13 protein-coding genes are annotated in these 26,991 nt (G+C 37.2%); 6 read left to right on the forward strand and 7 right to left on the reverse strand.

Going from position 1 to position 26,991, the window contains the following annotated elements; translation table 11 throughout:
- Positions 1-10: 10 nt before the first annotated feature.
- The gene (locus tag AsAng_RS27830; protein ID WP_264790424.1) at positions 11-1,078 is read left to right on the forward strand and encodes a glucosaminidase domain-containing protein; all 1,068 of its coding nucleotides are present in this window, start codon (positions 11-13) and stop codon (positions 1,076-1,078) included.
- Between the two features lie 22 nt (positions 1,079-1,100).
- On the opposite strand, the gene AsAng_RS27835 is transcribed toward AsAng_RS27830, so the two are convergent.
- Positions 1,101-1,547 (reverse strand): nucleoside deaminase, encoded by a 447-nt coding sequence (locus AsAng_RS27835; RefSeq protein ID WP_264790425.1) that lies wholly within the window; start codon positions 1,545-1,547, stop codon positions 1,101-1,103.
- Between the two features lie 263 nt (positions 1,548-1,810).
- On the opposite strand from AsAng_RS27835, the gene AsAng_RS27840 reads away from it, so the two are divergent.
- The 3 genes from AsAng_RS27840 to AsAng_RS27850 all read left to right on the forward strand — a co-directional run bounded on the left by AsAng_RS27840 (position 1,811) and on the right by AsAng_RS27850 (position 7,410).
- A complete protein-coding gene (locus AsAng_RS27840) occupies positions 1,811-3,157 on the forward strand; it encodes a TolC family protein (protein ID WP_264790426.1) in 1,347 nt (448 codons plus the stop codon).
- Between the two features lie 334 nt (positions 3,158-3,491).
- Entirely contained in the window at positions 3,492-4,829 is a 1,338-nt protein-coding gene (locus tag AsAng_RS27845) for an efflux RND transporter periplasmic adaptor subunit (protein ID WP_264790427.1), read from the forward strand.
- A gap of 403 nt (positions 4,830-5,232) precedes the next feature.
- The gene (locus AsAng_RS27850; protein WP_264790428.1) at positions 5,233-7,410 is read left to right on the forward strand and encodes a peptidylprolyl isomerase; all 2,178 of its coding nucleotides are present in this window, start codon (positions 5,233-5,235) and stop codon (positions 7,408-7,410) included.
- A 74-nt stretch (positions 7,411-7,484) separates the two neighbouring features.
- Here the strand turns inward: AsAng_RS27850 and AsAng_RS27855 are convergent, their stop codons facing one another.
- The 6 genes from AsAng_RS27855 to AsAng_RS27880 form a co-directional block, all read right to left on the reverse strand.
- Positions 7,485-8,231, reverse strand: a complete 747-nt coding sequence (locus AsAng_RS27855) for a tetratricopeptide repeat protein (protein ID WP_264790429.1) — start codon at positions 8,229-8,231, stop codon at positions 7,485-7,487.
- Between the two features lie 85 nt (positions 8,232-8,316).
- On the reverse strand, positions 8,317-13,575 hold the full coding sequence (locus AsAng_RS27860) for an AAA domain-containing protein (protein ID WP_264790430.1): 5,259 nt from the start codon (positions 13,573-13,575) through the stop codon (positions 8,317-8,319).
- Between the two features lie 324 nt (positions 13,576-13,899).
- Positions 13,900-17,922 (reverse strand): AAA domain-containing protein, encoded by a 4,023-nt coding sequence (locus AsAng_RS27865; RefSeq protein ID WP_264790431.1) that lies wholly within the window; start codon positions 17,920-17,922, stop codon positions 13,900-13,902.
- A 614-nt stretch (positions 17,923-18,536) separates the two neighbouring features.
- A complete protein-coding gene (locus tag AsAng_RS27870) occupies positions 18,537-18,914 on the reverse strand; it encodes a hypothetical protein (RefSeq protein ID WP_264790432.1) in 378 nt (125 codons plus the stop codon).
- Between the two features lie 146 nt (positions 18,915-19,060).
- The gene (locus tag AsAng_RS27875) at positions 19,061-19,624 is read right to left on the reverse strand and encodes a hypothetical protein (protein ID WP_264790433.1); all 564 of its coding nucleotides are present in this window, start codon (positions 19,622-19,624) and stop codon (positions 19,061-19,063) included.
- A 157-nt stretch (positions 19,625-19,781) separates the two neighbouring features.
- Positions 19,782-22,001 carry a DUF6923 family protein gene (locus AsAng_RS27880; RefSeq protein WP_264790434.1) on the reverse strand — a complete coding sequence of 740 codons (2,220 nt, stop codon included), beginning with the start codon at positions 21,999-22,001 and terminating at the stop codon, positions 19,782-19,784.
- A 160-nt stretch (positions 22,002-22,161) separates the two neighbouring features.
- Between AsAng_RS27880 and AsAng_RS27885 the strand changes: the two genes are divergently transcribed.
- A complete protein-coding gene (locus AsAng_RS27885; protein WP_264790435.1) occupies positions 22,162-23,634 on the forward strand; it encodes a hypothetical protein in 1,473 nt (490 codons plus the stop codon).
- A gap of 249 nt (positions 23,635-23,883) precedes the next feature.
- Positions 23,884-26,943, forward strand: coding sequence for a T9SS type A sorting domain-containing protein (locus tag AsAng_RS27890; RefSeq protein WP_264790436.1), 3,060 nt, complete (start codon positions 23,884-23,886; stop codon positions 26,941-26,943).
- Positions 26,944-26,991 lie beyond the last annotated feature (48 nt).

Genomic DNA, 26,991 nt, shown 5'->3' on the forward strand with positions numbered 1-26,991 from the left:
CAAATAAAACATGCGAGGTATTATTGTAATTCTTTTAGGGGTGTTAACCTTTCAAACGCACTCAATTCTAGCGGCTCCTCTGTTAGAAAACTTTTATATTGATGATGTAAAAGCTAGAATTTATATTGAAAAATACAAACATATAGCGGTTGCCGAAATGGACCGAACAGGAATTCCTGCTAGTATTAAAATGGCACAGGGAATTCTAGAATCAGGAGTGGGAGAAAGTGAATTGGCGAGTGTGGCCAACAATCATTTTGGTATTAAATGTGGTGGAGAGGTCTGGCAAGGAGAGACCCATTATGTTTGGGATGATGAGGTTGTGAAATCCTGTTTCAGGGTCTATGAAAGTGCAGAAGAATCTTATATTGCACACAGTGAATTTTTGCTCAATCCCAAGAAAGCATTTCGTTATGGAGTTTTGTTTGAGTTAGACAAAGAAGATTATAAAGCTTGGGCTAAAGGCTTACAAAAATCAGGTTATGCAACTTCTAAAACTTATGCTAAAAATTTAATCAGCATTATAGAACGTCTAGAGTTGTATAAGTTAGATTATCTAACGGTGGAAGTCTTGGCCTTAACAGAAGGAGCATTAGCCGATATATTTCCTTCTATGGGACCTGATGTGGATCGAAGTGCAGACGATACAACAACAAAAACGACTCGAATTCCAGATCCTTTTAGCGCTGTAACAGATAGCGTAGATATGGTGTTGACACTTTATGTGTTTAAAATCAATGGGATTGCTGCCGTGTATGTTCAGCCTGGGGATAATTTAGAATCTATAGCCGATCGCTACAGAAAAAAGGCAAAAAAATTATATCGTTACAACGAATTAAAAGGCCGAGAACTCAAAGTCGGGCAATATATATTCTTAAACAAAAAAGGCAATTGTTATCAACACTCCAATACAGATGCTTCTACCAATGTACATATTGTAAATATAGGGCAAGGAATGTATGACATTGCTCAATTGTATGGAATTAAACTAAAAAGATTATTGCGTTATAATAAGGTTTATAGACATCAAGAACCCAAACCAGGGGTGCAGATTTTTCTCAAAAAGCAAAAACGCTAAGTCCCATAGCCCTTGTTGCTGATTAGGAGCGTTTTTTTTGAAAAAAAGAACTTAACAACTGACCGCATTCTTCGGCTAAAACTCCTGTTATAATCTTAGTTTTGGGATGTAGCGCTTGGGGAGCCAATTGAGAATACCCTCGTTTGGCATCCGTAGCTCCAATGACCAACTCCCCTAGTTGTGCCCACGCTAATGCTCCTGAGCACATTACACAAGGTTCTAAGGTAACATAAAGCGTGCATTTTTGAAGATACTTGTTGTTTAGGTATTTGCTAGCAGCAGTAATGGCTAAGATTTCTGCGTGGGCGGTAACATCTGTTAAATGTTCTGTCCAGTTGTGTGCCCGTGCTATAATCTGTTGACGACAGACGACTATAGCCCCAACGGGGATTTCGTCGACTAGTGCCGCCTTTTCAGCTTCCTTTAACGCTTCTTTCATATAATATTCATGCGAAAAAACAGAAAACATCGTATCTTGGTTTTTATTATTCCTTTTTGGAAATGCAATTACTAATCAAACGTTAAATATAGGGCATTTTTGAACTAATTTTTTGAATAGGTGTAATTGTAGTAAAAATTTATACGGTACTATAAATGGATACGATTTTCAAGCAGAGTAATGATAAATAGCTCTTTGGCTAATCAATCGTATGATAAACTCGAACAGAACATAGATTTTTACGCCTTATTTTTCCATCTACTTAACTTTCATTTAATTCTATACAATCTGATATGCACAAGCAAATTTTAAGTTTAATTTTTTTACTAATTGTAATTAATGCAAAGTCCCAAGATGCTGGAGATGAGTGGTCACTAGAAAAATGTATTAATTATGCGATTCAAAATAGTTTACAAGTACAGCAAGCCAGTTTGAATCAGAACCAAGCCCAACTCACTAAAAAGCAAGCTATTTGGGCACAAGCTCCTACCATTAATGGTGGATTTAGAAATGGAGTTAACTTTGGGCGATCTGTTGATTTGACATCCTATGAATTTAATACCATTCCTACCTTAACATCTGGTCTTTCTCTGAATTTAAATGGAGTGATGTTTCAAGGAGGACAAATTAGAAATACGATTAAACAAAGCAAAATAGACTTAGAAGCAGCAGAACAAGATGTACAACAAGCTAAAAATGACGTTGCCTTATCGGTTGCTCAGGCTTATTTGTCCATTTTGTTGGCAGAAGAAAATAAAGGTGTTTTGGAAGAGCAAGCGAAGGTAACCCAAGCTCAATATGAACAAACGCTAAAGTTGATTAAAGGAGGCGTATTGGCAGAAAATAGCAAATACGATTTGGAGGCTCAAATCGCTAGGGATGAAGAGAATATTGTTGTTGCTCAAAATTCCATTGATTTAGCCTATGTAACATTAAAAACATTGATGAATATAGATGTATCGAGGGCGATGTCCATTCAGTCTACTTCGGATTTGGAGGTTGAGGAATCTTTAGAGGTGGCTACTTTAGATGAGGTCTATGCAGATGCAGTTACCAATCAACCGAATATTTTAGCCTCAAAATTACGAGAAAGAAGCGCTGAAATTGCCGTAAAAATCGCTAAAGGAGCCTTCTGGCCAACTATATCGTATTATGGAGGAATAAGTAGCAATTTCTCAACAGGGTTTAAATATCCAAACACGGATGATGTAGTGCCTTATTTTTTGCAGTTGGGAGGAACTTTTTCGGGCAATATTGGTGTAAATGTATCAGTACCTATTTTTAATGGTTTTAGAACTAAAATTGGTGTTCAACGAGCAGAATTAGGCACCAAAATCGCAGAATTGGCAACCACCCAATTGGAAACAACTTTGAAATCAAATATAGAACGTGCATTGACCGATATTCGGGCGGCTCAAAGACGTCTGGTTGCTTCTCAAAAAAGTGTAATAGCAACTCGTTTATCAGTAGATAATACCCGCAAACGTTATGATTTAGGGGTTGTCAATTCTTTTGAATTAACGAGTGTGCAAAATACACTAATTGCAGCTGAATCAAGCGTGTTACAAGCGAAGTATGACTATCTTTTTAAGCTGAAAATTCTAGATTATTATAGAGGAAAACCGATTACCATAAAATAATTCTGGTTCTTTAGCTTATTATTTTCGTTCTTTGATAACTCGAACAGAGCTTGCGACCTCACGAACAGAGTGAGTAACAAGGCTCACGCAGTAACCACGTAGTAGCAGCGAAGCTAATCATGTGGAATATTAAACAGCCCAGCTCCCTTATTACTACTTTTGTTATAATTTATAGGTAGTAAGTCGTATGTCCTGTATTAACAGAGACTACACACGACTTACTACCCATAACTTTCTTCTAAAAAAGAAATAGGAAGTTTACCCTTTGTTAGGGGGGCACACGATTTACTACGTGATAGAGTTGTCAAAGAACCATTATTTTCAAACAAACAAAATGGCAAACAAACGAAAAAGCAGAAAAGGATTATATCTTTTATTAGTTGTAATCATTATCATCGCAGTAGGAGGTTATTACCAGTTTAATCATAAAAAGGAAAATCCTGAACGAGTTGCTGTGGAGGCTGCTCAAAAGCGAACCATCGTAGAAACAGTTTATTCTAGTGGTAAATTATTTCCTGCTACAGAACTAGAAATTACTTCCAATATATCAGGAACCATTATAGAACTGTATGTTAAAGAAGGAGATTTGGTGAAAAAAGGACAACTGTTGGCTAAGGTCGATCCCGAAGCTTTGGTGTCTATTGTGGAACGTGCTGAGGCTGCAACAGAAGGTTCTAAGGCGCAATTGGAAGCGGTTCGTGCTCAAAAAAAACAGCTAGAGGCGCAATTTGAAAATACACGTATTATCTATACTCGCAATAAAGAGTTGTATAAGGATGGTGTCATTTCAAAATCTGAATTTGAAGCTGCTGAGGCAACATTTAATACTTCTAAAGCCAATATCGAGGCAGCTGTTCAGAACATCTTGGCTGCCGAATATACGGTTAAGAGTTCGGAAGCAACGGTCAAGGAACAAAAGAAAAATCTGTCTCAAACTAGAATTTATGCACCAATTAGTGGGGTGGTTTCTACCCTCTACAAAAAGCAGGGGGAACAAGTTGTAGGAACGGCTCAAATGGCTGGAACTCCTATTCTTAAGATTGCAAACCTCAAAACGGTAGAGGTACGTGTAGATGTCAACGAACGTGACATTTTAACCACTTCTATTGGAGATAGTGCAGAAATTGAGCTAGATGCTTATCCTGATCGTAAATTTTTAGGGATTGTTACTCAAATTGCCAATACAGCTACTGGGCTTAGTTCGTTGACCGCAGCGGCTCAATTGACATCAGACCAAGTGACAAATTTTGAAGTTCGAATTTTGATGCTAGACGATTCTTATAAAGATTTGGATACACAGTCGGAGCGTTCTCCTTTTAGGGCAGGTTTGTCTGCATCGGCAGAGATCAAAACGAATACGGCAGAAAGTATTTTATCGGTTCCTGTTGCTGCGGTTACAACTAGAGAGGAGGAGGTAGAAATTGGCGTAGACAAAGAGGCTCAAAAAATAAAAGAGTATGTTTTTGTGCAAGTAGCGGATTCTGTTTTACTTCGGGAAGTAACAACAGGGATTCAAAACGATAATTTTATAGAAATTAAATCGGGACTCAAAGCGGGAGAAGTTTTGGTAAAAGCTCCTTATGATGCTATTTCTAAACTATTAGAAGATGGGTCAAAAATTAAAGTCGTAGAAGAGAAAGCTTTGTATCAAGAAAAAGAGAAAGAATCTTAAAGAAAAGTGGTTCTTTGACAACTCAAACAGAGCTTGCGATCGCACGAACTCAACTTGCTGACTCACGAGGCACGAACAAAGCGTGGCGATCTCACGAACAAAGCGATTTAATGTCTAAAATCTATATGCCCAAACGGCATAATTACGACCGTTAATTAAAATTAATTGATGATTTGTCAAAGAAGGATAAAAGTTACGAAAATAATAAATTCAAAAAAAAAGCTCAATCAATTCCCTCGATTGGGCTTTTTTTCGTAAAAAAATGTATTTTTGTGCCGTTTTCTTTTTTAGAAAAGAAGACTGTTATCTTCTGATAACAAGTATGGATTATAATTTAATAAGAATAATAAAGGCACTCAGAATACTCTGAGCGCATCAAACACGGTTAAAATACAAATAAAAGATGGCTTTATTAGGGACAATTAGAAACCGATTTGGTTGGATGATGATGGCATTAGTTTTTATTGGTGTCGCATCATTTTTATTTATGGATATTAGTCCTGGTGCTAATACCGCTTCTGGTCGTGCAACAACAGTGGGCTTTGTGAATGATGACAAAGTTTCTGGCGAATTAGTACAACAATATACGCAAGAATACCAAGGAGGGAGATACCTTACTGAAGAAATTCAAGCACAAGTTTGGGAACGTATCATTGGTGAAAAATTGTTGACGCAAAAGACAATGGCAGCTGGTATGATCGTAACTCCTACCGAAATGGGAGATTTGTTCTTAAGCCCAGATCCTCGTCTATTGAGCCCTGTTGTTGTTAATCGTTTGGGCGATCCTCAAACTAGACAAGTTAATAGTGAGCAAGTAAGACAAGCTATTGATATGTTTCATAATACCAATGCCTTGTTGCAACAAGCTAATGGCGACCCACAACAAAAAGAAACTTTGTTAGAGCAGCAAAGAAATTGGTTGGCGTTAGAAAAAAGTGTAAAAGTTAGAGCGTTACAAGATAAATATTTCAAAGCATTGGAGAGCGGAATGTATACGCCTGCTTGGATGGTTGAAATGGAGCACAAAACGCAAGAAACAGGATATAATTTTGACTATGTTCGTATTCCTTATACCAACATTAAAGCTAAGGTAGAGGTAAGCGATCAAGAAATGAAAGATTACATTGCAGCACACCCTAGATTGTACAAGCGTGAAGCAACGGCTGCTATTGATTATATTGTATTTGATGTAAAACCTACTTCAGAAGATTCTACCATCTATTTTGATGAAATGGCTCAATATGCTAAAGAATTTGCAGCTACCAAATCAATGAAAGAAGATTCTACCTTTATCCAACAATATTATGGTACTTTTGCGCCTGATTTTTATACAGAAAGCGAAATGTCAGAACCTAAAGCAATTGTAGATTCTGTTTTTGCAGCGGAAGAAGGAACGGTATTTGGTCCTTATATCAACAACCAAAAATACAAAGTACTTAAAAAGATTGCAGAAAAGCGTTTGCCAGATTCTGTTAAAGCTCGTCATATTTTGATTCGTGCTCAGAACCCAGAAGAGGGACAAGCAGCACGTATCTTATTAGATTCACTTAAGAATGTATTGGATACTGATCCTACTGCTTCTTTTGATTCTTTGGCTGCCCAGTTTAGCCAAGATGGTTCTAGAGACAAAGGTGGAGATTTGGGCTGGAAAGCAAAAGATGGTTCTTTTGTTCCTCAGTTTGAAGAGTATATGTTCTACACAGGAGAAAAAGATAGCCTAAGAATTCTTTATACACAGTTTGGTTTGCACTTAATCCAAGTAACAGGTTATAAATATGAGACCGACAAAGTAGGTGTGCGTATTGCTGTGATTGAAAAAGATATTATTCCTAGTGAAGGAACTACTGAGCAAAAACAACGTGAGGTTCTTGAGTTTATTACCAACAATAGAACCATTGAGGATATGAAAAAAGCGGCTAAAGAAATGAGCTTGACGATTGCTCCTGCTACTGGTTTGGAAGAGGGTGGTTTTGAAATTATTGGTTTGGGCAAAAACTCAACGGCTGCTGATATTATTCGTTGGGCACACAATCCTGAAACAGAGAATGGTGAAGTAACCAACCGTCCTTATTTTATGGAAAACGAACAGTTGAACTATACTGAAAAATTTGTTGTTACAGCCTTGGTTTCTAAGTTGCCAAAAGGATTAGCTTCTATTGATGATCCTCAAGTACGTGGTGATGTAGGAAACATTTTGCGCAATGAGAAAAAGACAGCAATGGTTAAGAGCGAATTGGCTAGTTTGACTTCTTTGGATGCAATTGCTGGAAAATATGGCATCATTAAAGAATCTGCTGCTAATGTTCAATATGGTAGTGCTAATGTTGGTACCGTTGGTGTAGAGCCTAAAGTTGCTGCACTTGCAGCTGCTACTGAAGTTGGACAAATGTCTGGCGCAGTTGGTGGAAATGAAGGGGTTTATGTCCTACAAGTAACCAGCAGAAACGAAGCTCCAGCTATCGTTAACCTAAAATCTTCTCGTGATAAAGTTTCTAGACGTATTTCACAAGTAATTTCTACAGGTGTTTATGATAATATGAAAGACAATGCAGATATCGTAGATGATCGTTCTAAATACTAGAATAGTACTGCTTTAAAATAAAAATGGCTTATCCCTCATCGGGGATAAGCCATCTTTGTTTATAAGGACTGTGGTTAATCGTTTTGCATTTCCAATTCAAATTGGGCAGCCTCAATCAAATGGCTAACATCTGCCCCTAATTCTTTTGCTTTTTTTAGGTCAACCAATGCCTTTTCAAATTTTTCAAACGTCATATAAAAAGCAGCCCGCTCAGTATAGGCTTCTACATAATTAGGATTTAATTCAATGGCTTTGTTATAATTTTCGCCCGCCGTTTTAAATTCCTCTGGACTGACTTCTTGTTTAAATTTGCCACAGTGGAATTGGTATTCAGCATTGGTTGGTTCATGTTCTACGGCTTTTTTCATATCCGCCAACCTAGATTTATGCTGGTGCAAATCATTGTAGATCCAAGCTCGTGCGGCATAAAGGCTGGCTGGTTGTTCACTTAGCTCAATGGCTTTAGAATAGCTTGCTATTGCTTCTGTATACTTCTTTTGGTTGCGTAGAGCTAGACCAATCATATAATGAATGTCAGGGTTTTTAGCATTGTATTTTAGCGCTTTTTGGCAGTATTCGATAGATTTGTCATAATCTTTCTGGTTAAAAAATTCTAGAGAGTGATTGTAATAAGCAATACCAATGTTATTAAGCGCATCCTTGTTTTTGGGATTAATAGCTAGGCATTTCTGATAACAGTCAATAGCTGTGGGATAATCATTGGCATTGTGCGCTTTGACTCCTTTGTTATACTGTTGGATGTCTTCTTGTGCGATTAAGAAGAACGGTACAAAAATTAGGAAGGTGATTAATGTTCTCATAATTATTGGTTTTTAATCAAAAAGAAGGTCGGATATACTTTTTTTGCAATAAAAATGCCAATAAGAGTAGAGCTAAAGGCGACTCCTATTGAAAGTATTGTATCAGCTGTTCTTTTGCCTTGTTTTCATCCTGCCACCAATCTTTAGACCATATACGATGATAAATAAACCCAAAATTGCTGAGGTGTTCTTCTCTAAACAAATCCCAAGCATAGGCCTCTTCTGAATAGTGCTGATGGAAGGTATCAAAATCAATCGCCCATTTAGGCTGTCCTAATGCATCGGTGACAACCAATGGAATTTCAAATCCTGCATACGGATAATTCACTAAAACTCTACTAGGAAACTGTTGTTCCAAGAAATGAATAACTCGTTCCTTAAAAACATTGTCATGGGCTTGATAAAGAAAATCGTCAACAGGCTTTTTTAGACAATGGTCATACAAAAGCTGCAAGATTGCTTTTCGAGTGGCTTCTTCTTTTTGACTAACGGCTTTGGCATAAGCCAGATAAGCATAAAAAACAGCCTTTCCTACATTGCCTTTTTCCATTATTTCCGTTCGATAATTCTCATAATACTTAGCAGGAATAGAAGTGAAAACCGCTAAGGTTTGCTTGGCACGGGTAACAATAACATTCAACAAGCGATAGCCTTTTTGTCGGTTAATGGGACCAAAATTTTGTATAAAAGAGCCATCTTCTCGCAAACCAAAAGTGGTAGAAATAATTAAAATATCTCGCTCGTCTCCCTGTATGTTCTCTAAATTTTTGACAAAAAGACCATTCATAAATAATTTTTGCAATTGGGCTCCTGCTTTGCTCTGTTCTACGGCTCGTTGCTGAATTAATTCAAGAATCAAATTTCGTTGATGGATGTTGAAGGTAGCGATTCCTACAGATGGGCAGGATTTTCCTCGATGTGGCTGTGCCACCTTTATAATATAATCAATAATTTGCTCGGCTTCGGCAAGGTTTGTATAATTGGTATAAGCACCATTTACGGCAAAAAACTGAATGGGAGTATATGCCTCTTTATGGGGCATGGGAGTAAGACGATTGCCATAAAACGCAGCATTCGAAAAATCAATTAAATAGGGGTGCTTGGAGCGATAATGGACTTCCAAGAAAGATTCTTTGTAAGCGCCTTCTGCCAATGCATATTCCAACAAGGATTCTGTACTTGTCAAAAAATCAATGCTCTCATTGACCAAGGCAGCTTGTTGTTCTTCTTCCTCTTGTTCATGAATTAAGACCGTATTGGACTGAAAATAATCGGAAGGTGGCATTTGTTGACTGTCGCCAGAAACAACCTTGTAACGTCCTCGCATGAGCGCACAGAAGGTGTCCTCTAAACGCAATTGACTAGCTTCATCGAATATAACAACATCAAACAAGTTTGGCTGCAAGGGCAAAATGGCAGAACAAACGGCTGGGCTAACCAATAATACAGGAAAAAAACTGGTAAATAAGCTAGGAGAAGTGGCAATGATTTTTCGCAAAGGGGTTCTTCTTCCCCCTACATGTCCTCGTTTGTTGTAAAGGCTATGGAGTTTGATAGGGGCTTTTTCTTGATGGAAACGTTCGATTTCTTGGCTTTGTTTAGATCGCCAATAACGAAGGCTATGTGAGATGAGCATTTTTTTTAGATCAGCCGTATAGCTTAAGAGTAAGTCTTTGCATTGCGTATAACTCAATTCATCGGGGATTTTGTGTTCATTTTTTAACAAAAAGGCATGCAAATACCAACTCGTAAAGGCCGCTGCCCAGTCCTTGGGTTGCGCTTTTGCCAAGCCTTTGTAGGCGGCTTGCTGTGCTGGGGATAGTTTTATCCAAAATAACCTAAAATTATAGTAGGATTCAAAGTTCTCAAATTGCCCTTGCAACACTATGATTTGCTTTTCTAAAGCATCCAATTGTTGTTGTTGTGCCGTCAATTGCTTGTTTTTAAACTCAAATTGGCTACGGAAATGTTTAAATTGGTTGAAAGAAGCCTGAAATTGCTGCAATTCTTTTTCTATTGTTGGAATTTGATGAACAAGTGAGACATGAGGAGAAATGCAGTCTGTACTTAAGTTTTCAACAGCATTGGCAAAAACAATTGCCCGATTATTATACCATTGTTGGGTCCAATTTCGATAGTGAACTAAATGCTGGATGAACTTCTGATGGAGCAATTCTTTGCTGTAATTGTAAACCTCAAAAGTAACATCAAAATAGTCGTATTGGCGATGCAATTCAATTAATTGTTCGTATGATTCTTGGAGCGCCTTTTCTTCAATAATGGCTGTTGTTAACGGCTCTTTTATCGGGTGAGCAATCCAATTCTTGTTGGTTTCAACTAAAAAATGCTCAAGATTGAGGCTCCAGTTTTCAATGCTAGCCCCCAAGCCTTTTACTTCTTCTAGCTGTTCTTGGAATAAAGTAGCTTCCAATTGAAAGGGCAAATCAAGCAGTTGTGTACTGTTGTATTCTTTGATAAAAACATCTAAAGTGGAGACCAGTTGTTGTGCTTGGGGGGCAAAATTTAACGGAGGGTATAAATTTTTTAGTTTAAAGTCGGCACGGTAGCGTTCTATAATCGGCTGGCAACTTGGGTACCATTTTTCTACTTGTGCTCTATAATCTGTAAGATGTTCTAAAATGCTATAATAGTCTTGGATTACTGTTGGTCGGCCTAGTTTGATGAAGTTATACTCAAAATACTGTTCTTGTTGGTGGACTGCTTGTAGGGCATCAAATGTTACTCGATAGGAGGCTGATGTATCAGTAGGGGTATAATTACTTGGCTGCCAATTTTCCTCATTTTTTTGAACAAAATCATCAATTCCAGCTTTAATTTTTTGAACCTTTACCTCAATTTCCTCCAATTGATCAAAGCGATCCCTTAATCGCAAGTTGGTATACTTAAATTCAATGGGAATTAATTTACTACGCAATATTTTAGTCCTAAAATTACTGAGGTGCTGGTTGATGGTTTGGGCTTCTTCCTTATAAGGCACTGCTTTAAGACAGGATCTAGAACTTAAGGTGCGAACTTCTTCTTGTATAATGCTATGTTGTTCCATGTGCCAGTGATCCGTTGCTGTTCTATACGATTCCAATTGCTCCAACAACATTTCAAACGTAAAAGAAGGTCTATCTTTAGTAGACATAAAAGTAAATTTGAAATACTTGTGTTGTTTGTGCAATTTTTGCAATTGAGCAAATTGCTTTAAAACAGACGCTTTATCTTGCTCCAATTGCTTGTATTTAGCCCCCACACCCCGCAAAATAGCTCTAAAAATTCCCTTGTTTTTGTTGAAGTAAAATGGACTGGTAGCCAAACCCGTCTCAACGGTACTGATCATGGCATCCACTAAGTCCATTTTTTGCATATAAACAGCTTCAAAATGTTCTTCCAGTAGTTTTTCATAGGCATACAATGCCGCCATAATGTCCTCTTTGGCTTCCTTAATTGTATCCAAAACTTCATTGATGGTCGTATAAATATCCAACTTGATTAAAAAAGCAGTTTGATCAATTCCTTCTATCTTTTTGGTATAGAGTTCTTCAAAATGCTGTACCAAGGCAAGGTTGTAGGCTTTAATGGTTTGGCTAATGGCTTTTTGAGCTGCTAAACAACGTTCGTTTTGTAAGCTGACATGTTTTTCTAATAAGGTCTTAGATTGTAAATATAAAACATCTGTTAAGTGTAATTTTTTTAGATAGAGTTGCTTGTAATGTTGTTCTAGCTGCTCTTGGTAAGTCGTTTTGGTCGTGTGGATAATTTCTTGTGCTTTGCGAGTAGACCGCAAGGCTGTTGTAATACTACGCTGAATTTCTAATTTTGATTGCGTGACAGGAGTAATCTCAAAAAATTGATCGTGTACTTGATTCAATGGTTGTTCTAATGAACCAAGAGGGGCTAACAGCTTTTTTGCTTGCTCAAAAATGGGAATGATTTGTTCTAATTCATCAGCAGTAAATTCAAAACCTTCTAACGAAAGTTCTTGCTCCAAGAGTTGTTTGTTATAATGTTCGTTTGCCTTCAAAAAATGATCGACCAGTTCCGCCCATGTTTTGTCTTCTAATAGCAAGTCAAGTTGACCAGCGTGGAAGCTTTGCAACTGCTCGACTTGTGCAACCGCTGATTCCAATAAGCGCAAATAAGAAGGATAGGTTTTGTAGGTTGGATATTGTTTTTGAGCACGCTCTCGAACAGAATTAACAACAGCCTGTCGATCTCTATAGACATCTTCTATGATAACCGTTAACTCTCCTAAACCAATAGCAACCAAATTTTGTTGTACGACTTCCAACGCCGTTTTCTTTTCACAAACAACTAGACAGTTACCCTGGTTACTCAAGACATTGGCAATGATGCCAGTCAGTGTTTGGCTTTTTCCTGTGCCTGGAGGTCCCTGTATAACAAGGTTATTTTGTTGACCTAACAAATGGAGTAAATGTTGTTGGCTAGGGTCCATATCAACGGCTGTGAAACAATGTTTCATTAATTCTTTTTGAGAATCTTGTTGGGCAATCTGCTGTTGCAACTGTTCAATATGGTCTATAAAATAATCTAGATCATTAATGATGCTCTCTTTCTGAGATTTAAACAAACCAAAAACTCCAGACCATAACACTTGAGGTTCTTCTAAACTTAATGCGTTGACTTGTTGAGCTTGTTTTAAGGGAGCAATAGGTTGATCTAGGCTGGCTCTAAATTCTTGGGTTAAGCTCTCAGAAATACTAGGGGATAGCTGTTGCAATTGAGCCATTACCAACATCGTTAATTCATCCTTATCTAAAATGGCATCTTCTAAAAGTTGGTCATAAATTGGTTGTAGTTGCACCTCCGAGTGATTACGAAGATAAGCAGCTAATACAACATTGTTAATAACGGGAAAATCATCCTGTCGAATGAGTACCCATTCGTTGGCACGTTTAAAATTTCGCTCAATATCCAAGTACCAAATAAACATGGGGGCTTTGAGAACTCGGTTGGGGTCTTTCTTGTCTTTATACAATAGAATAGGAAAACCAAAGCCAAAAGTCTTAACACCTTGCTCCGAAAAATGATCGTTATTTTCAATACTAATAACGGTCAAACGACGCAATACATTTTCCAACTGAATCTTGTCTTTGTCGTTGAGTGAACGTCCGTCAGGTGTTAACGGAAAACGAAAAGCAGCATTGCTGGTCAAGACATCAAAGAAGGTGTTGGCAAAATGAGGGTTTAACCAATTTAAATCTGATAAATCCAAACGACTAAGATAACGCCCTGGTTGAGCATTAAGGTAGATTGATCCACGATTTCCTGTGGTAAGTTTTTGTTTGAGATTATTTAGAAAACGTAGATCAAACATAGCTTTTGTTTTTTATACAGTATTACTCCGTTGAAAACCCGAACAGAGCTTGCGACCTCACGAACCCAGCTTGCTGGCTCACGAGTGATAACGAACCGACCTCAGGGAGCTCATAAGCGCTAGCGCACTAGCTAACCTAGCAGCGAAGCTAATCGTACTGGATTATTGCATGAGTGCCGTGCAGTTGATTATTAGTGTTGTGTGTGTTGGTGATTTAAAATACTAAAAAACTAAACAACTACCTCATGACCGTAGGGAATAATTAATGGAGTATTAATACAGATGAAGTATTATAAATAACGCAAGTGCCTATAGAGGTATTCATTATCCCATTTTGTCTCGAATTTGTACGGTTAGCTTTTGTTGTGCTTCTAATTTGTTTTCCCACCATTCCTTGGACCAAATTCGATGACAAGCAATTCCCATTTTCTGCAATTGTTGTTCGTAAAATAAATCCCAAGCATAAGCTTCTTCATCCGTAGATTTGTAATGAAGGTCATAGTAAAAGGCAAGGCATAGTTGATCTTGGTCGTTTAGAACAGCAAGCGGCAAAGAAAAACCTGCGTACTGGTAATTCGTTTGAATGTTTAGTTTTGGAAATTCTAATTGTAAAAAGTGCAAAACTTGTTGTTCAAATAGATTGGATTTCTTTTGGTACAAAGAAGGATCAATAGGCTTGTTAAGACAATTGTCGTATAACAAATCTAGAATCGTTTGACGACTGTCGTGCTGTTGATCATGAACGGCTTTGGCATAGGCCAAATAAGCATATAAAATCCCTTTTCCAGTATTGCCATGTTGACGAATTTCCTGTTCGTAGGTCTGGTAATGGGAGGGAGGAATAGAACTAAACACACACACTTTTTGTCGAGCTCTAGTAACAATAACATTTAATAACTTGTAGCCATCTTGATGGTTAATAGGACCTAGGTTGGTCGCCATGGTGCCATTTTCTTGTATGCCAAAGGTGGTGGATAGAATTAAAATATCACACTCTTCTCCTTGAATATTTTCTAAGTTTCTAACAAAAAATCCTGCCTTATATAATTGTTGTAATTGTGCTTTGGTTGTCGAGTTATGAATAGCAGCTTGTTGCAATTGTTCTAAGATTAAATTGCGTTGGTGCAAGTTAAAAGTAGCAACACCAATAGAAGGACAGGTCGTAGCTTCTGCTATTAAGCTAAGCAGGTAATTAACAATCGCTATTGCTTCTTGCTCGTTGCTATAATTTTTATAAACGCCATCAATTGCTCTAAATTCAATGGGAGTATAAGCTTGTTGAGCAGGAAAAGAAGATAAACGATTGCCATAAAAAGCAGCATTCGAAAAATCGATTAAATAAGGGTGCTGAGAACGATAATGCAAGGCCAAAAAACTTTCTTGATAAGCATCTACCGACAAGGCATACTCTAATAAAGAAGGTGAATTAGAGAGGTAGTCAATTGTTTCGGCAACGCTATCGTTTGTGCCCTCCCAATATTCATCATCAATCACAAAATCTTGTTGGTTAGCATTTGAGAAATAATGCGATTGGAAACTATCAGGAGGAGGCAATTGATGAGAATCACCAGCGATAATTTTATATTTTCCTCGAACCAAAGCCGAGAAACTTTCCTCTAGGTTCAATTGGCTGGCTTCATCAAAAATAACCACATCAAATAAACCAGGATGTAAGGGCAAAATCGCAGAGCAAACCGCAGGACTAACCATTAAAACTGGAAAAAAACTACTCAATAAGTCGGGAGAAGTTTCTATGATTTTGCGCAAGGGGCTACGCCGACTGCCCTTGTGGCTGCGGGTATTGTAAAGATTATTGAGTGTGAGCGGTGCTTTTTGCTGGTGGAATTGTTGTACCGCTTGGCTTTGTTTTCCTCGCCAGTATTTGAGCGTATGCCCAACCAGTATTTCTTGTAACGTTTTTAGTTCTTTGGTAAAACCAGAGACACTGGATCGATAGGCTTTTTCATCGGGAACCAATTGATTTTCATGATGTGCCAATAAGGTATGTAAATACCAAGAGGAAAAAGCCCCAGACCAGTCCTTAGGATTGGCATTTGCTAAGCCTTGAAACGCAATTTGTTGGCGTTTGTTGAGCGACAACCAGAAAAATTTCAGTGCATGATAAGCCGTAAAATTATCAAATTCTTTTTTTAGTTTTTGAAGATTGTTATCCAAATCCTCAATTTGAGTCAACCGCTTTCGAATGTTTTTAGTAACAAACTTAAATTCAACCTTAAAAACTTTGCTAGTGGCAAAATTTCGCTCAAAAGCATCTAAATTTTTAGTGATTTCTATAACTCGTTGATCAAAAGAAACATATTTGTAAATTTTATTGGGGCCTAATTCCTTAACTAACTTTTGAATAAAAGGACTTCTAGCTTCAAACCAATCGTATACCTGCGATTTGTAATCAACTAAATGATCCAGTAACTTTTTAAATTCAAGCTTGCTATGATCGCTAGTATCCATAAATTGATACTTGAAATAAGCATATTTAAAATGAATTTTTTGAACCTTAAGGAAGCTTTCTAGTACATCAACTTTTTCCTGTTCGAGTTTCTTGTACTTGTCACTGACATTTTTCATCAGTTTTCGATAAAAGCCCCCATTTTTATTAAAATAGTACTTGGATTGAGCCAAGCCTCCTTCAATGATGTCAATCGCCCTATCAATCAATTTCATTTTAGCCAAATAGACATCCGAAAAGTGCTTTTCTAAAAGCTGCTCATATTCAAAAAGATAAGAAAAGGCATCTCGTTGAGCCGCCTGCACAACAAAACAAACATTGTCCAATGCCTTTTGGGTATCTGCTTCAACCTGCATGGTATTGGCCTGATGAAAAAAACGATCGTTCAAGGCATTGAGAGGATGGTTGAACGTGCCAAGTTGTTGATATAAACTCTGTCCCTCTGGCAAGATGCTTAAAATATCTTCAAACTCTGTTGTCGTAAACTCAAATTGTTGCGCATTTAATAAACCAACCAATAAACCTTTGTCATTTTTTTGATTGCTATCTAAAAACGTTCCGACAACATCGGTCCAAGCGGCATCATTGGTAATGGGCTGTTGTAGTTTTTTATGAAAATCTTGTAGCCGAGCAACATGTGCTGCACAGCTTTGTAGCAGACGAATAAAGTTAGGAGAAACTCTATAAGGCTGGTGTTGGTGCTGTGCTCGTTCTCGAACAGAGTTGACGAGTGTTGCCCGATCTTGGTGCACATCTTCTACTATAATTGCCAATTCCTCTAAGCCCATCTTTTGGAGTGTGGCATAAATTACATCCAAGGCAGCTTTTTTCTCGCTAACCACCAAGCAGGTTCCTGCATTAGAAATGGTATTGGCAATAATGCCTGTGAGAGTCTGGCTTTTTCCTGTGCCTGGAGGACCTTGTATAACTAAATTTTTTCCTTTTGATAAATGGTGCAATAGCTGTTGTTGACAAGGATCTGTTTCCAACATAGTGAAACTATGCTTCATGAAAGAAGATCGTTTTGGGTCGCTAGGATTGGGATTCTGTTCAACCAGCGGTTGAAGTTGATGAATGTTTTGGATAAAAAAGTCCAAATCCTTTATGATGCTATCTTTTTGAGAACGAAATAACCCAAAAATACCAGACCACAAAATAGCAGGGCTATCCAATGGCAAGGCTTGGATTTCTTGTTCTGTTTTAATTGGCGCAACATCTTTGTCTAATATTTCTCGGAAAAGGTGCTTGGTTCGATCTGAAATATTAGGGTTGAGTTGTTGCATGTGCAATTGAGCCATTTCTGCTAACTCATCTTTGTCTAAGATAGCATCCTCTAGCATTTGATCGTACATAGGTTGCAACTCAATATTTGCTTGATTGCGCAAAAAAGTGGCTAAAACGCTATTGGTAACCACAGAATAATCCTCTTTTCGGCGAATAAGCCATTCGTTATTGGCTTCAAAATTTCGCTCGATCTCTAAGGACCAAATGATGAGCGGTGCCTTGATAATTTTGCTGGGATTATTAGGGTCTTTGACCAATAAAATGGGGTAGCCAAAGGCAAACGTTTTGTTGCCATGCTCTGCATGGTGGTCGTTGTGTTCAATGGTCATAGAACTCAACCTGCGGACTATCTTTTCTTCTTGTTGGCTGTCTATCTGTTCATTGTTACCAAGCGTAATTGGAAAGTCAAATTGAGCTTGGGTAAATAGCACTTCCAAAAATTGCTTGGAGGTGCCCTCTGATAGGGTATCTAAATCTGCTAAATCCAAACGGGTTAAATAACGTTTGGGAAGCGCATTGAGATGAATAGAACGAAAATTTCCAGCACTAAGCTTTTCTTGTAAATTTTTTAGAAAACGGATATCCAACGTTTGCATTAATTTTGTGATTTTATAGTATGCTTTGACTTGTACTAGATGTTCAGCGTCTAAGAAAAATTCAAAGAACCTCTAGTTGTGAGGTGCTAGGCGCTATTTGAGTGCTCAAAGTGCCTATATTTTTTATGAAAATTCTAGTATAAAAAGGGTGAAAAACAGGACTTATAAAAATAAAAAACTTTAGGGGGAATTGGTTCCCTTTGCTTGGTTTTATTTTTTGCAACTTCTTTTTATTAAGGTAAGAGGACTTATGTTAAATATAATTTGGGTTCTTTGATAATCGTGCAATAAACACTAAAAAGAGTAAGCTTTTAACTACTTTTTAGCTTCGCTGCTACTATTTTTTAGAAGAAAGTTATCGATCGTAAGTCGTATGCTTAGTTCCTGTAAATACAGGACATACGACCTATAGCATATAACAAAAGTAGCAATAAGCAGGCAAGGTAGTTTACGATTCCACACCATTTACTACGTGAGCCTATGGATTTTCAAAGAGCCATAATTTTTAATAAGTTAGAGTCTCAGTTGGATCTGGCTAGAAGTGAGAGAAAAAACTAAACCCAATATTAGACGGGCTAATATTGGGTAATGCTACAAAGTAGTTCAATGTTAGGTTAGGATTTATGGTAATTTTTGCAATAACTTTGAAGCCCATCTTTTAGGATTAAGACACAAAAAGTATCAATGATTTTTGGAGAAATGTCTAAATGAGTATCCTTGTCAATTATGCCCGCAATAAGGTTTGCCATGTGTTGAACATTTTCGGGAGTAATGGATGCTTTTATTTTATCATTGCTACAAATTGCTTCTTGGATTTGAGGCGAATATTTGGCAAACAATTTCTCTCCAATGGCAATTAATTCTTTGCTGGTATTTTTTATGTCTTTTTCTGCCTTTTTTATAGCAGTAGAAAGGTGACCCAATAATTCCATTAACTCATCTTTGGTTTTGTGCTCAACAGACTCCAACCATTGTTTTAAATCAGTATGCATAGTTTATGTATTTAAAAAGGGATTAAAAAATGTTACGGATTGTTGCTGCCACTATGCTGTGGATTGGTATTACTCAATAGAGTCCTTAGGGTAGCTATCAATAGGAGAGGGAGTAAACAACGCAGTGCAGCTAATCGTAGCGTAGTTTAAGAGGTCGCAACAATTTGTTGGGTGATGGTTATTTTAGCTTCTTTGCCAGCTGAAGAAACCGCTAAAAAAGCAATTTCTAAATCATGCCCATCTTTGGTTTTTCCTTTTAGGTTAGGAGATTGATGTTTGGTCGTTCCTTCTTTTGTTTTTTCACTAGCCTTTTTTGCAGCAGTAGTAAATAAGGCAGAACAGCTAAAAGAACCAATGGCTGGATCATCAAAGCCAACACCAATATCTAAGGTTTCATAGCCACCGCCAGCCTTGGGCATTTGCAATTGGAATACGACACCGCCTTGTAAGCCAGTTAAGATAGAATTATCTTCATTGCAAGCAGAAAATGTCATATCGTTAAACTTCCCAACATTGGTTGGGCTTGTCCAAAATCGCCCATGTTGCATGGAGGAAGACATATAGACCAATGGAAATTGAGTTTGATTACAGACAGTAATCGTCATAGATCTATATTTATCTTTTAAATCTTGAGGCTCAGCAGTTATACTGGTAACAGAATCAGCGATGGAACTGGCTAGTTCAGCAGCAGCTAAAATTTCTTCAATCATGACAATTCGTTTTTTATTCTGCCAATAGTGGCATTAATTCAAAACTACATGATAGAAATTAATATATCTTTTTTTTGTTCCGAAGGGCGGTTTTATTGTTATAAAAGTATTGTTTTATGTTAAAAAAGATTATGTGAAAAGTGCTTTTTAGAATAAACTATCGGAACAAAGAAACATCGCCACTAATTACTTCAGTTCGCCCATCTATGAGTTGAATTTCTGCATAATAAACAAAAATACCACTATTCATTGGTTGTCCCTGAAAGTGTCCATCCCAACCATAGGTAGCATAGTTTGGCGGGAAATTTTGTTGTTCAAAAACCAATTCTCCCCAACGACTAAAAATTCGGAAGGACTTTACTTCTTGTACATCACCAGGGCTATAAATCATTAAAACATCATTGTTACCATCACCATTGGGACTAAATGCATTGGGAATAAACACCCGACTATCATCTTCTACCGTAATCGTAAAGGAGGTAGAGTCTGAACAACCTAAAATATCCGTTCCTTTGATGGTGTAAGTGGTTGTAGTGGGAGCTTGAATCAAAGGTGTTTGACAATCATAACAGCTCAAGCCTACTTTGGGAGACCATTCGTATACAACAGGAGTAAGGGTATTAACTTCTAGTTCACCAGCAATCCAATCTCCTATTTTAACAATGGTATCAGAAGGCGCTTGAAGGGCTAATTTAAAAAGAGGTTCTGTTAAAGAAAAGACGGCTTGTCCTCGACATCCAAAAGCATCTTTGGTTTGAAGCATATAGTTGCCAAGCATTAAACTATCAAAGACAAGAGCAGAATCAAAGGCAGTTTGATTTAAGGCATAATGATAAGGAGGGTAGCCTCCTGTACTGCTATCTACTCGTATAAGACCGTTCTTACCTCCTTGACATTGTACGTTTTGAACACTTGCATACGTTGTAATGTTGACTTGTTCTGCTATTATAGTAGCAGAGGTACTAACGGCGCAGCCCGTTGAACCTGTTATCGTTACCGTATAATTACCAACCCCCAACCCTGTTGCAATAGAATCAGTTTGGCCATTGCTCCATAAATAACTTAAGGGCTGAGAACCTCCAGTTGCTTGTAATTCAATGCTTCCTATATTGCGCTCACAAATGATATTTTTGCTTATTGTTTGTAAGTTGAGCGGGGGAGTGCTTAGAGAAAAGGTTGTGGGGTCACCAATGGTAAGTGTATTGGGGTTGTCTGATAAAATGGTATCTTTTAGGGGCGGAGGCAGGTTACTTAAAACAGCCTGATTGGTATAAGTATTGGCATTGTAATTACATGGAATGATAACATCAATATCAAAAGAAGCGGTGCCTTGTGGTAAGTTGTCAATTGTAAAATGAGCTGTAGAAGTACCTGAAAGCAGCGTATTGCCTGATAATGACAGGTTGCTTAAATTGTATGGGTTGCCACTCCACTTAAAACCATTGGTTAGAATATCATCAAAAATTAAGTTGTTGATGGATGAGAAGGATTGGTTAAAAAATTCAAAATGATAACGAATGGTATCGCCCGCTTCAAATGTTCCACTAACAGATTTGGTCATCTCTACTCCAAAAGAACAAGAACAACCATCATTGCTTGATTTGCTGGCACCTGTGCCTACCAAGGAACCGATTCCTGTATTGGGATCAAATTTTATCATTTTGCTACCTTGATACCCCAAAATGTCACCTTGGGGATTAAAGTAAAGCGCTCCTGTCCACCCCCAACTACCATTAATTGCTAAAGGAGCGTTTCCAGGAATCTTAGTTTGCACTCCTGTATTGGGATCCATCTTAAAGAGCAATTTGGGGTTGCCACTCCAACCATAAATTTGGTTGTCTAGCGGATTAAAAACAATATCAGCCGAACCATAGGTTCCTACTCCTCCAATAGTGTTGTAAGTAAGGGTACTGATATTAATTTTTCGAAGGGTGTTATCACCAAAAACATAATAGTTGCCAAACTGGTCAAAAGTGCCTGCATTTTTAAAGCTGCTAAGCCCCGATACATTTCCTAAAAACTCCACATTTCCCGCTGCATCAATTCTATAAATTCGATCGTCATTGGTACCCATACCATACATCAAATTATCAACGGGATTGTAGGCTAAAGAATTAAATGACTGGATGCCCCCATTTTGTGTTAGGTTGGCGACAGTAATAAATTGGACAGGGTTTGTATTGACCTTATACAAGAAAAAATCATTGCCTTGTTTGGCTGATTGATACAAACTCCCATCACACTCAAAGGCAAGACAAGCTTCATCAATTAGACCATCGTTGTCATTATCAATACCATCACCACAAATATCATAGTTTTGTGCCGAGAGGGCAAAAGGTAAAACTATCCAAAAAATAAGAAGATAAACTTTTAGCATTTTATAGCAATTAAAATCATTGGGGAGGGCAAAGGTAAAAAAAGCTTTTTATACTCTGTTTTTTTGAGGGGCAAAGAACAAAAAAAATGACAGTTTATTGGTAACCAAATGGTACATTTGAGATTATGTTATAGTATTTAACTTTTTAAATTATAACATTATGTTAAAACGTATCTCATTAATTGGAGCTATTTGTTGTCTGTTCGCCCTGATAGCCAATGCTCAACGCCAAACTAAAATTGATTTTGTTGTTGATTATGGAGGAGCAGAAACGCCCAATTTATTAAAAAGCGAAGTGAAAAATACTTTGCAAGCACTTTTTAAGAACGTACCCAACGAAGAACAAATTGTTCAGGTAGAAATTATTTCTCATGCCGAAAATCGAGATCTTGCCGAGGAACGACTCTTGCCAATTGTAACTTTTTTAGAAGAAGAAGGAATCGCATCAGATCAATTGGAGGTGATTACTCAAATCAACGATCAAAATAAAATTCATTTTAAGATCATTTCTGCTATTGTCCCCCAAAAGGAAGATTTAGCCAACAAAGCAATGGCTGTTCAACCTAAATCATCCCCCAAAGTTTATTGTGCAGGAGCTTCTAAGCAAGCAGAGGTTTTTGTTATTCCTTCAGGAGCTAATATTAATATAAAAGCTAAGGAAGGAACAGCGTTAAAATTGAATCGAGACGATTTAGTAGATGAAAATGGGCAAACAGTTACGGCTCCTATTCAAGTTGAAATTAAAGAATTTTATACTCCCAAAGATATTGTATTGGCGGACTTGCATACAATGGAAGGAGATAACGTACTTGAAACAGGAGGAATGCTAAATCTTAAAATTACGGCAGAAGGAAGACCTCTACAGTTAAAGAAGGGAAAAAGTGCTAAGATTCGTATGCCTGCTAAAACAGCAAAATCTAAAACAGGAATGAATCTATATTTGGGCAAACGAATGGAAAATGGTGCTGTTGATTGGCGGTTGCAGGAGAGAAAGGAAGACGTTAAACCTAGAAGAACAACCGTAGCAACTAAAAATTTTAATCCGCAATCTTATATCCAATTAAAGAAAGAGGAAATAATTGATAGCGTTACTTATAAACGAAAAATACACGTTAGAGCAAAAAATATAGATAATCATTACCCCAATTATTCTACTCATAAAGTTGTTCATACGCACGAAGAGGAATACTTTGATTTAGAACTGCCCTATTTTAACCCCAATATTGTAGACGGTGTATGGGTGAACGTCGATAAACGGTTGCAAAACCCTTTTGATGTCCCTCCTGTTGATGTTTTAGTACAAGTAAATGGAATTCCCCCAAAAGGCATAAATGCCAATGGCGATTTGATGGCACATACTCCTAAAGTTGCCCTAATGCTGAAAGAGCGAGGCGTGTTTTTGAGAGGAAAAATGATTGCTTTTGAATCTAAAGTAGATCAACAAAATTTAGAATTTGAGAATGTCCCCCCAAACACAGAAGTTGTTTTGATTGCTTTTATAGATACTGGAAAAGAGCAATTGCTGGCTACGCAAGAATTAACCACTACCAAAAAAATGAAGACACAGGTATTAGAAATGAAACCTTTGTCAAAAACTGATTTTGAAGGAGCAATGGCTAACATAGCCAACTAAGAACTCTTTTTTTATCCATAGGGAGGTGCTTAGGTAACTAAGTACACTGATCAGTTTTGCTTAGTTACTTAAGAAGCCTCATTGGAAGAAAGACATTTACACAAATTTTTATAACACTTATACAAGCAATGATTACAGTTATTTAAATTGATAGTAATTGTTTTGAAAATGCGTTAAATTTGTCCCTGTTCGTTGTGATAAACACAACTTCTATCATATTTTTTCTCTCGTTTAACGATCAAGAACAGGATGACCTACAAACTATTTTTATTAAGCATTTTCTTAATCCCTTTATCTGTTCAAGCGAATATCTATTATGTCAATAGCAGTGCAACAGGTGCCAATAATGGAAATTCGTGGATGGATGCTTTTTATACGCTACAAGATGCCATTAACACGGCAACCAATGGTGACACTATATGGGTAGCTACAGGCGTTTATTATCCTACTCAAGATACCACAGGAAATATTTTTCCGATCGACAATAGAAATAAAACATTTTTTATTGCTAAAAACATTAAACTTTTTGGTGGCTTTATTGGAACAGAGACACAGGTTAGTCAACGTGATGTTATGATGAATCCAACGACGTTAAGTGGCGATTTTGGAATACCCAATACGGTCATAGATAATGCGTATAGTGTTGTACGTATTCATGCGACTACTTCTAATGGGATTATTACGAATGATATGGAGATTGATGGCTTTACGATTCGAGATGGTTATCATGTTGCTTTGAGTACAGCTGCAATAGGTGCGGGAATCAATTTAGTAGGAACAAGATGTACACCTACTATTAAGAATAATTATTTTATTAACAACCAAGCACGGAGGGGAGGAGCTATATATGGCAGTTGTGTTTCTAATGGAGTGAATACCAATCTAATTATAGATCATAATAAGTTTCAGCAGAATAAAGGTTCACAAGGAGGAGGGGCTATTTATCTAGAGAGTAGAGATATGAATCTAATAATCAGCAATAATTACTTTGAGAATAATGAAGCATTCACAGGGGCAGGAGGAGCTATTTATTTAGAAACAGCAGGAACGCCCCAAGCACATCTATCGCTAACGAATAATCGTTTTGTTCGTAATTATTCAGAAGTAGGAGGGGGGATTTATCTCAAGAATATAAACGGGGAAGATTGTTTTCCTTTAATGACACATAATTCTTTTTATAGAGACACCGCATCCTATTATGGAGGGGCTATTGGTTTTGATGTAGGAGGGGGAGATACCTTGACGGCTACTTTGTCTCACAATTTCTTTATGGAGAATAAAAGCAAGAGTAGAGGAGGAGCCATCCATAATGACGCTAGAGCAGGAAAGTTATCTACGGTATCTCAAAACGATACTTTTATTGCTTGTACTTCTGTAGATGGAGGTGCTATTTATAACAATTCAAGGCTTCTTGGAATTTTCTCTATCTCTTATGAAGGAATTTTTTGTGAGAATAACGTTGCTGAAAGAGGAGGAGTGTTGTATAATTTGAATAATTCATACAATAACTACCCCAATAGCATAAGTTTTCAAAAGAGTGTCTTTAAAAATAATAGGGCAGCTAAATCAGGTGTTATTTGGGGCGGAAAAAACAATTTATTGCTAAGTGGTAATTTATTTGAAGATAATCAGGCAAATGAAGTAGCTGTATTTTCTAGTGGGGCATCTACCTTTACCCCCGCTAATAATCATGATGCACAAATATACCATAATACTTTTCATGGGAATACTTCTGATTCTTTAGGAATGGCTTTATTAAGGGATTGCCCCACTGCAAAAATTCACAACAATTTATGCACAAAAAATAGTGGTCTTAATGATGCTGGAGCTTTTGTTTTTGACGCTACAACCGCTTACCTCAATAATAATACGTTTTATGCAAATCAAGCTTTAAATGGTGCTGATGTAATCAGAGGTTATAATGGAGGACATCTATCGTTATTTAATAATATTATTTGGGGGAGTGCTTTACCAATTACCATGGGAGGAGGTGCTTCTGCCATTGTTAATTATTGTATTTATGGAGAGGGCAGTTTAGATGGTATTGTAAATTTTCCTTTGGGAGTTACAGGGAATTTTAATATTGAAATGAACCCTTTGTTTGCAGATAGCTTAAACAATGATTTTCGCCTACAAAGTGCTTCTGTAGCCGTGGATGCTGGGTATAATCCTGAATGGGTTAATACTGGCTTATCAACAGATATTATAGGAACGATTCGACCTCAAAATACAGTTGACATAGGAGCCTATGAATCTTTTACAATGGGATTTTCACAGGTTCCTGTCGATACCACTATTTGTTCGGGTTCCAGTGGAACTATGTTTGTTAGTAGCAATCATACTGCCTTTTATCAATGGCAAGTTAATACTGGAAGTTTATGGACCGATCTTACCAATGGAAGTCATTACAATGGAACAACAGATAGCTTATTGCATTTTATAAATTTGGATGCTAGTTATAATGGAAATCAGTATAGGTGTATTATATCTAACTCTAATGCGCTTGTCTCAACAGATACCTCTACGATAGGAGTAGTAACCATTCAAAATAACCCAGTCTTTTATTTGTTACCTAATGATACCTCTATTTGTGCCAATGAAAGCCTTGTATTATCCGCTACCTATACTGCCACGAATAATGTTAATTATCAATGGCTTTTAGCAGGAACAGCCGTTGGAAATCAATCTACATTGGTACCCACTAGCAGTGGTCGTTATAATTTGCAAATCACAGATTCGTTAGGATGTACAGATACCGCAGATATTGCTACTAATATTAAAATTAATGATTTACCCAATGTTTTGATTACTCCTTTGAATAGCATTATTTGTATCGGAGATGATGTTACCTTAGCAACATTAAATGCAGATACTGGGAATAGTTATCAGTGGTATAGGAATGGTCTATCTATCAATGGTGCTATAGATTCAACTTATACAACTTCTGATTCAGGAAGGTATAACGTTTTAGTGACAACGAGTGATCATTGCCAAGATACAGCAGCAATAGCGGCGCAGGTTAGTGTTTCGAGCTGCACTAAGGTGAATTATCTATTGGAAGAACCACCGATCGCTTTATTTCCTAATCCAATTAGAAATTTAGCCACCATCGAATTATATGGCATGGAAGTTAATAACTCAATTGTTGTGACTGTTATTGATGTATATGGACGAGAATGGGAACAAATAAGACCTATGAATCATAGCCGCCATGAGGTAAATCTTTCTCACCTTCCTAATGGATTGTATTTTTTGCGAGTTGTAGTAGGGAGCAAAATTTATTTGCAATCGTTTAATCGGATTGAATAAATCCATTGATGTGTTTAAGAGGTATTTTTTAGCATGGACCACACGATT

This window comes from Aureispira anguillae (assembly GCF_026000115.1).
In the GTDB taxonomy this organism is placed as follows: Bacteria; Bacteroidota; Bacteroidia; order Chitinophagales; family Saprospiraceae; genus Aureispira; species Aureispira anguillae.

What these genes read in the sequence shown, in the direction of transcription:
- AsAng_RS27850 (WP_264790428.1), top strand. Translation starts at nt 5,233, where the DNA reads ATGGCTTTATTAGGGACAATTAGAAACCGATTTGGTTGGATGATGATG.
- AsAng_RS27885 (WP_264790435.1), top strand. Translation starts at nt 22,162, where the DNA reads ATGTTAAAACGTATCTCATTAATTGGAGCTATTTGTTGTCTGTTCGCC.
- AsAng_RS27855 (WP_264790429.1), bottom strand. Translation starts at nt 8,231, where the DNA reads ATGAGAACATTAATCACCTTCCTAATTTTTGTACCGTTCTTCTTAATC.
- AsAng_RS27860 (WP_264790430.1), bottom strand. Translation starts at nt 13,575, where the DNA reads ATGTTTGATCTACGTTTTCTAAATAATCTCAAACAAAAACTTACCACA.
- AsAng_RS27835 (WP_264790425.1), bottom strand. Translation starts at nt 1,547, where the DNA reads ATGTTTTCTGTTTTTTCGCATGAATATTATATGAAAGAAGCGTTAAAG.
- AsAng_RS27870 (WP_264790432.1), bottom strand. Translation starts at nt 18,914, where the DNA reads ATGCATACTGATTTAAAACAATGGTTGGAGTCTGTTGAGCACAAAACC.
- AsAng_RS27845 (WP_264790427.1), top strand. Translation starts at nt 3,492, where the DNA reads ATGGCAAACAAACGAAAAAGCAGAAAAGGATTATATCTTTTATTAGTT.
- AsAng_RS27840 (WP_264790426.1), top strand. Translation starts at nt 1,811, where the DNA reads ATGCACAAGCAAATTTTAAGTTTAATTTTTTTACTAATTGTAATTAAT.
- AsAng_RS27875 (WP_264790433.1), bottom strand. Translation starts at nt 19,624, where the DNA reads ATGATTGAAGAAATTTTAGCTGCTGCTGAACTAGCCAGTTCCATCGCT.
- AsAng_RS27865 (WP_264790431.1), bottom strand. Translation starts at nt 17,922, where the DNA reads ATGCAAACGTTGGATATCCGTTTTCTAAAAAATTTACAAGAAAAGCTT.
- AsAng_RS27890 (WP_264790436.1), top strand. Translation starts at nt 23,884, where the DNA reads ATGACCTACAAACTATTTTTATTAAGCATTTTCTTAATCCCTTTATCT.
- AsAng_RS27880 (WP_264790434.1), bottom strand. Translation starts at nt 22,001, where the DNA reads ATGCTAAAAGTTTATCTTCTTATTTTTTGGATAGTTTTACCTTTTGCC.
- AsAng_RS27830 (WP_264790424.1), top strand. Translation starts at nt 11, where the DNA reads ATGCGAGGTATTATTGTAATTCTTTTAGGGGTGTTAACCTTTCAAACG.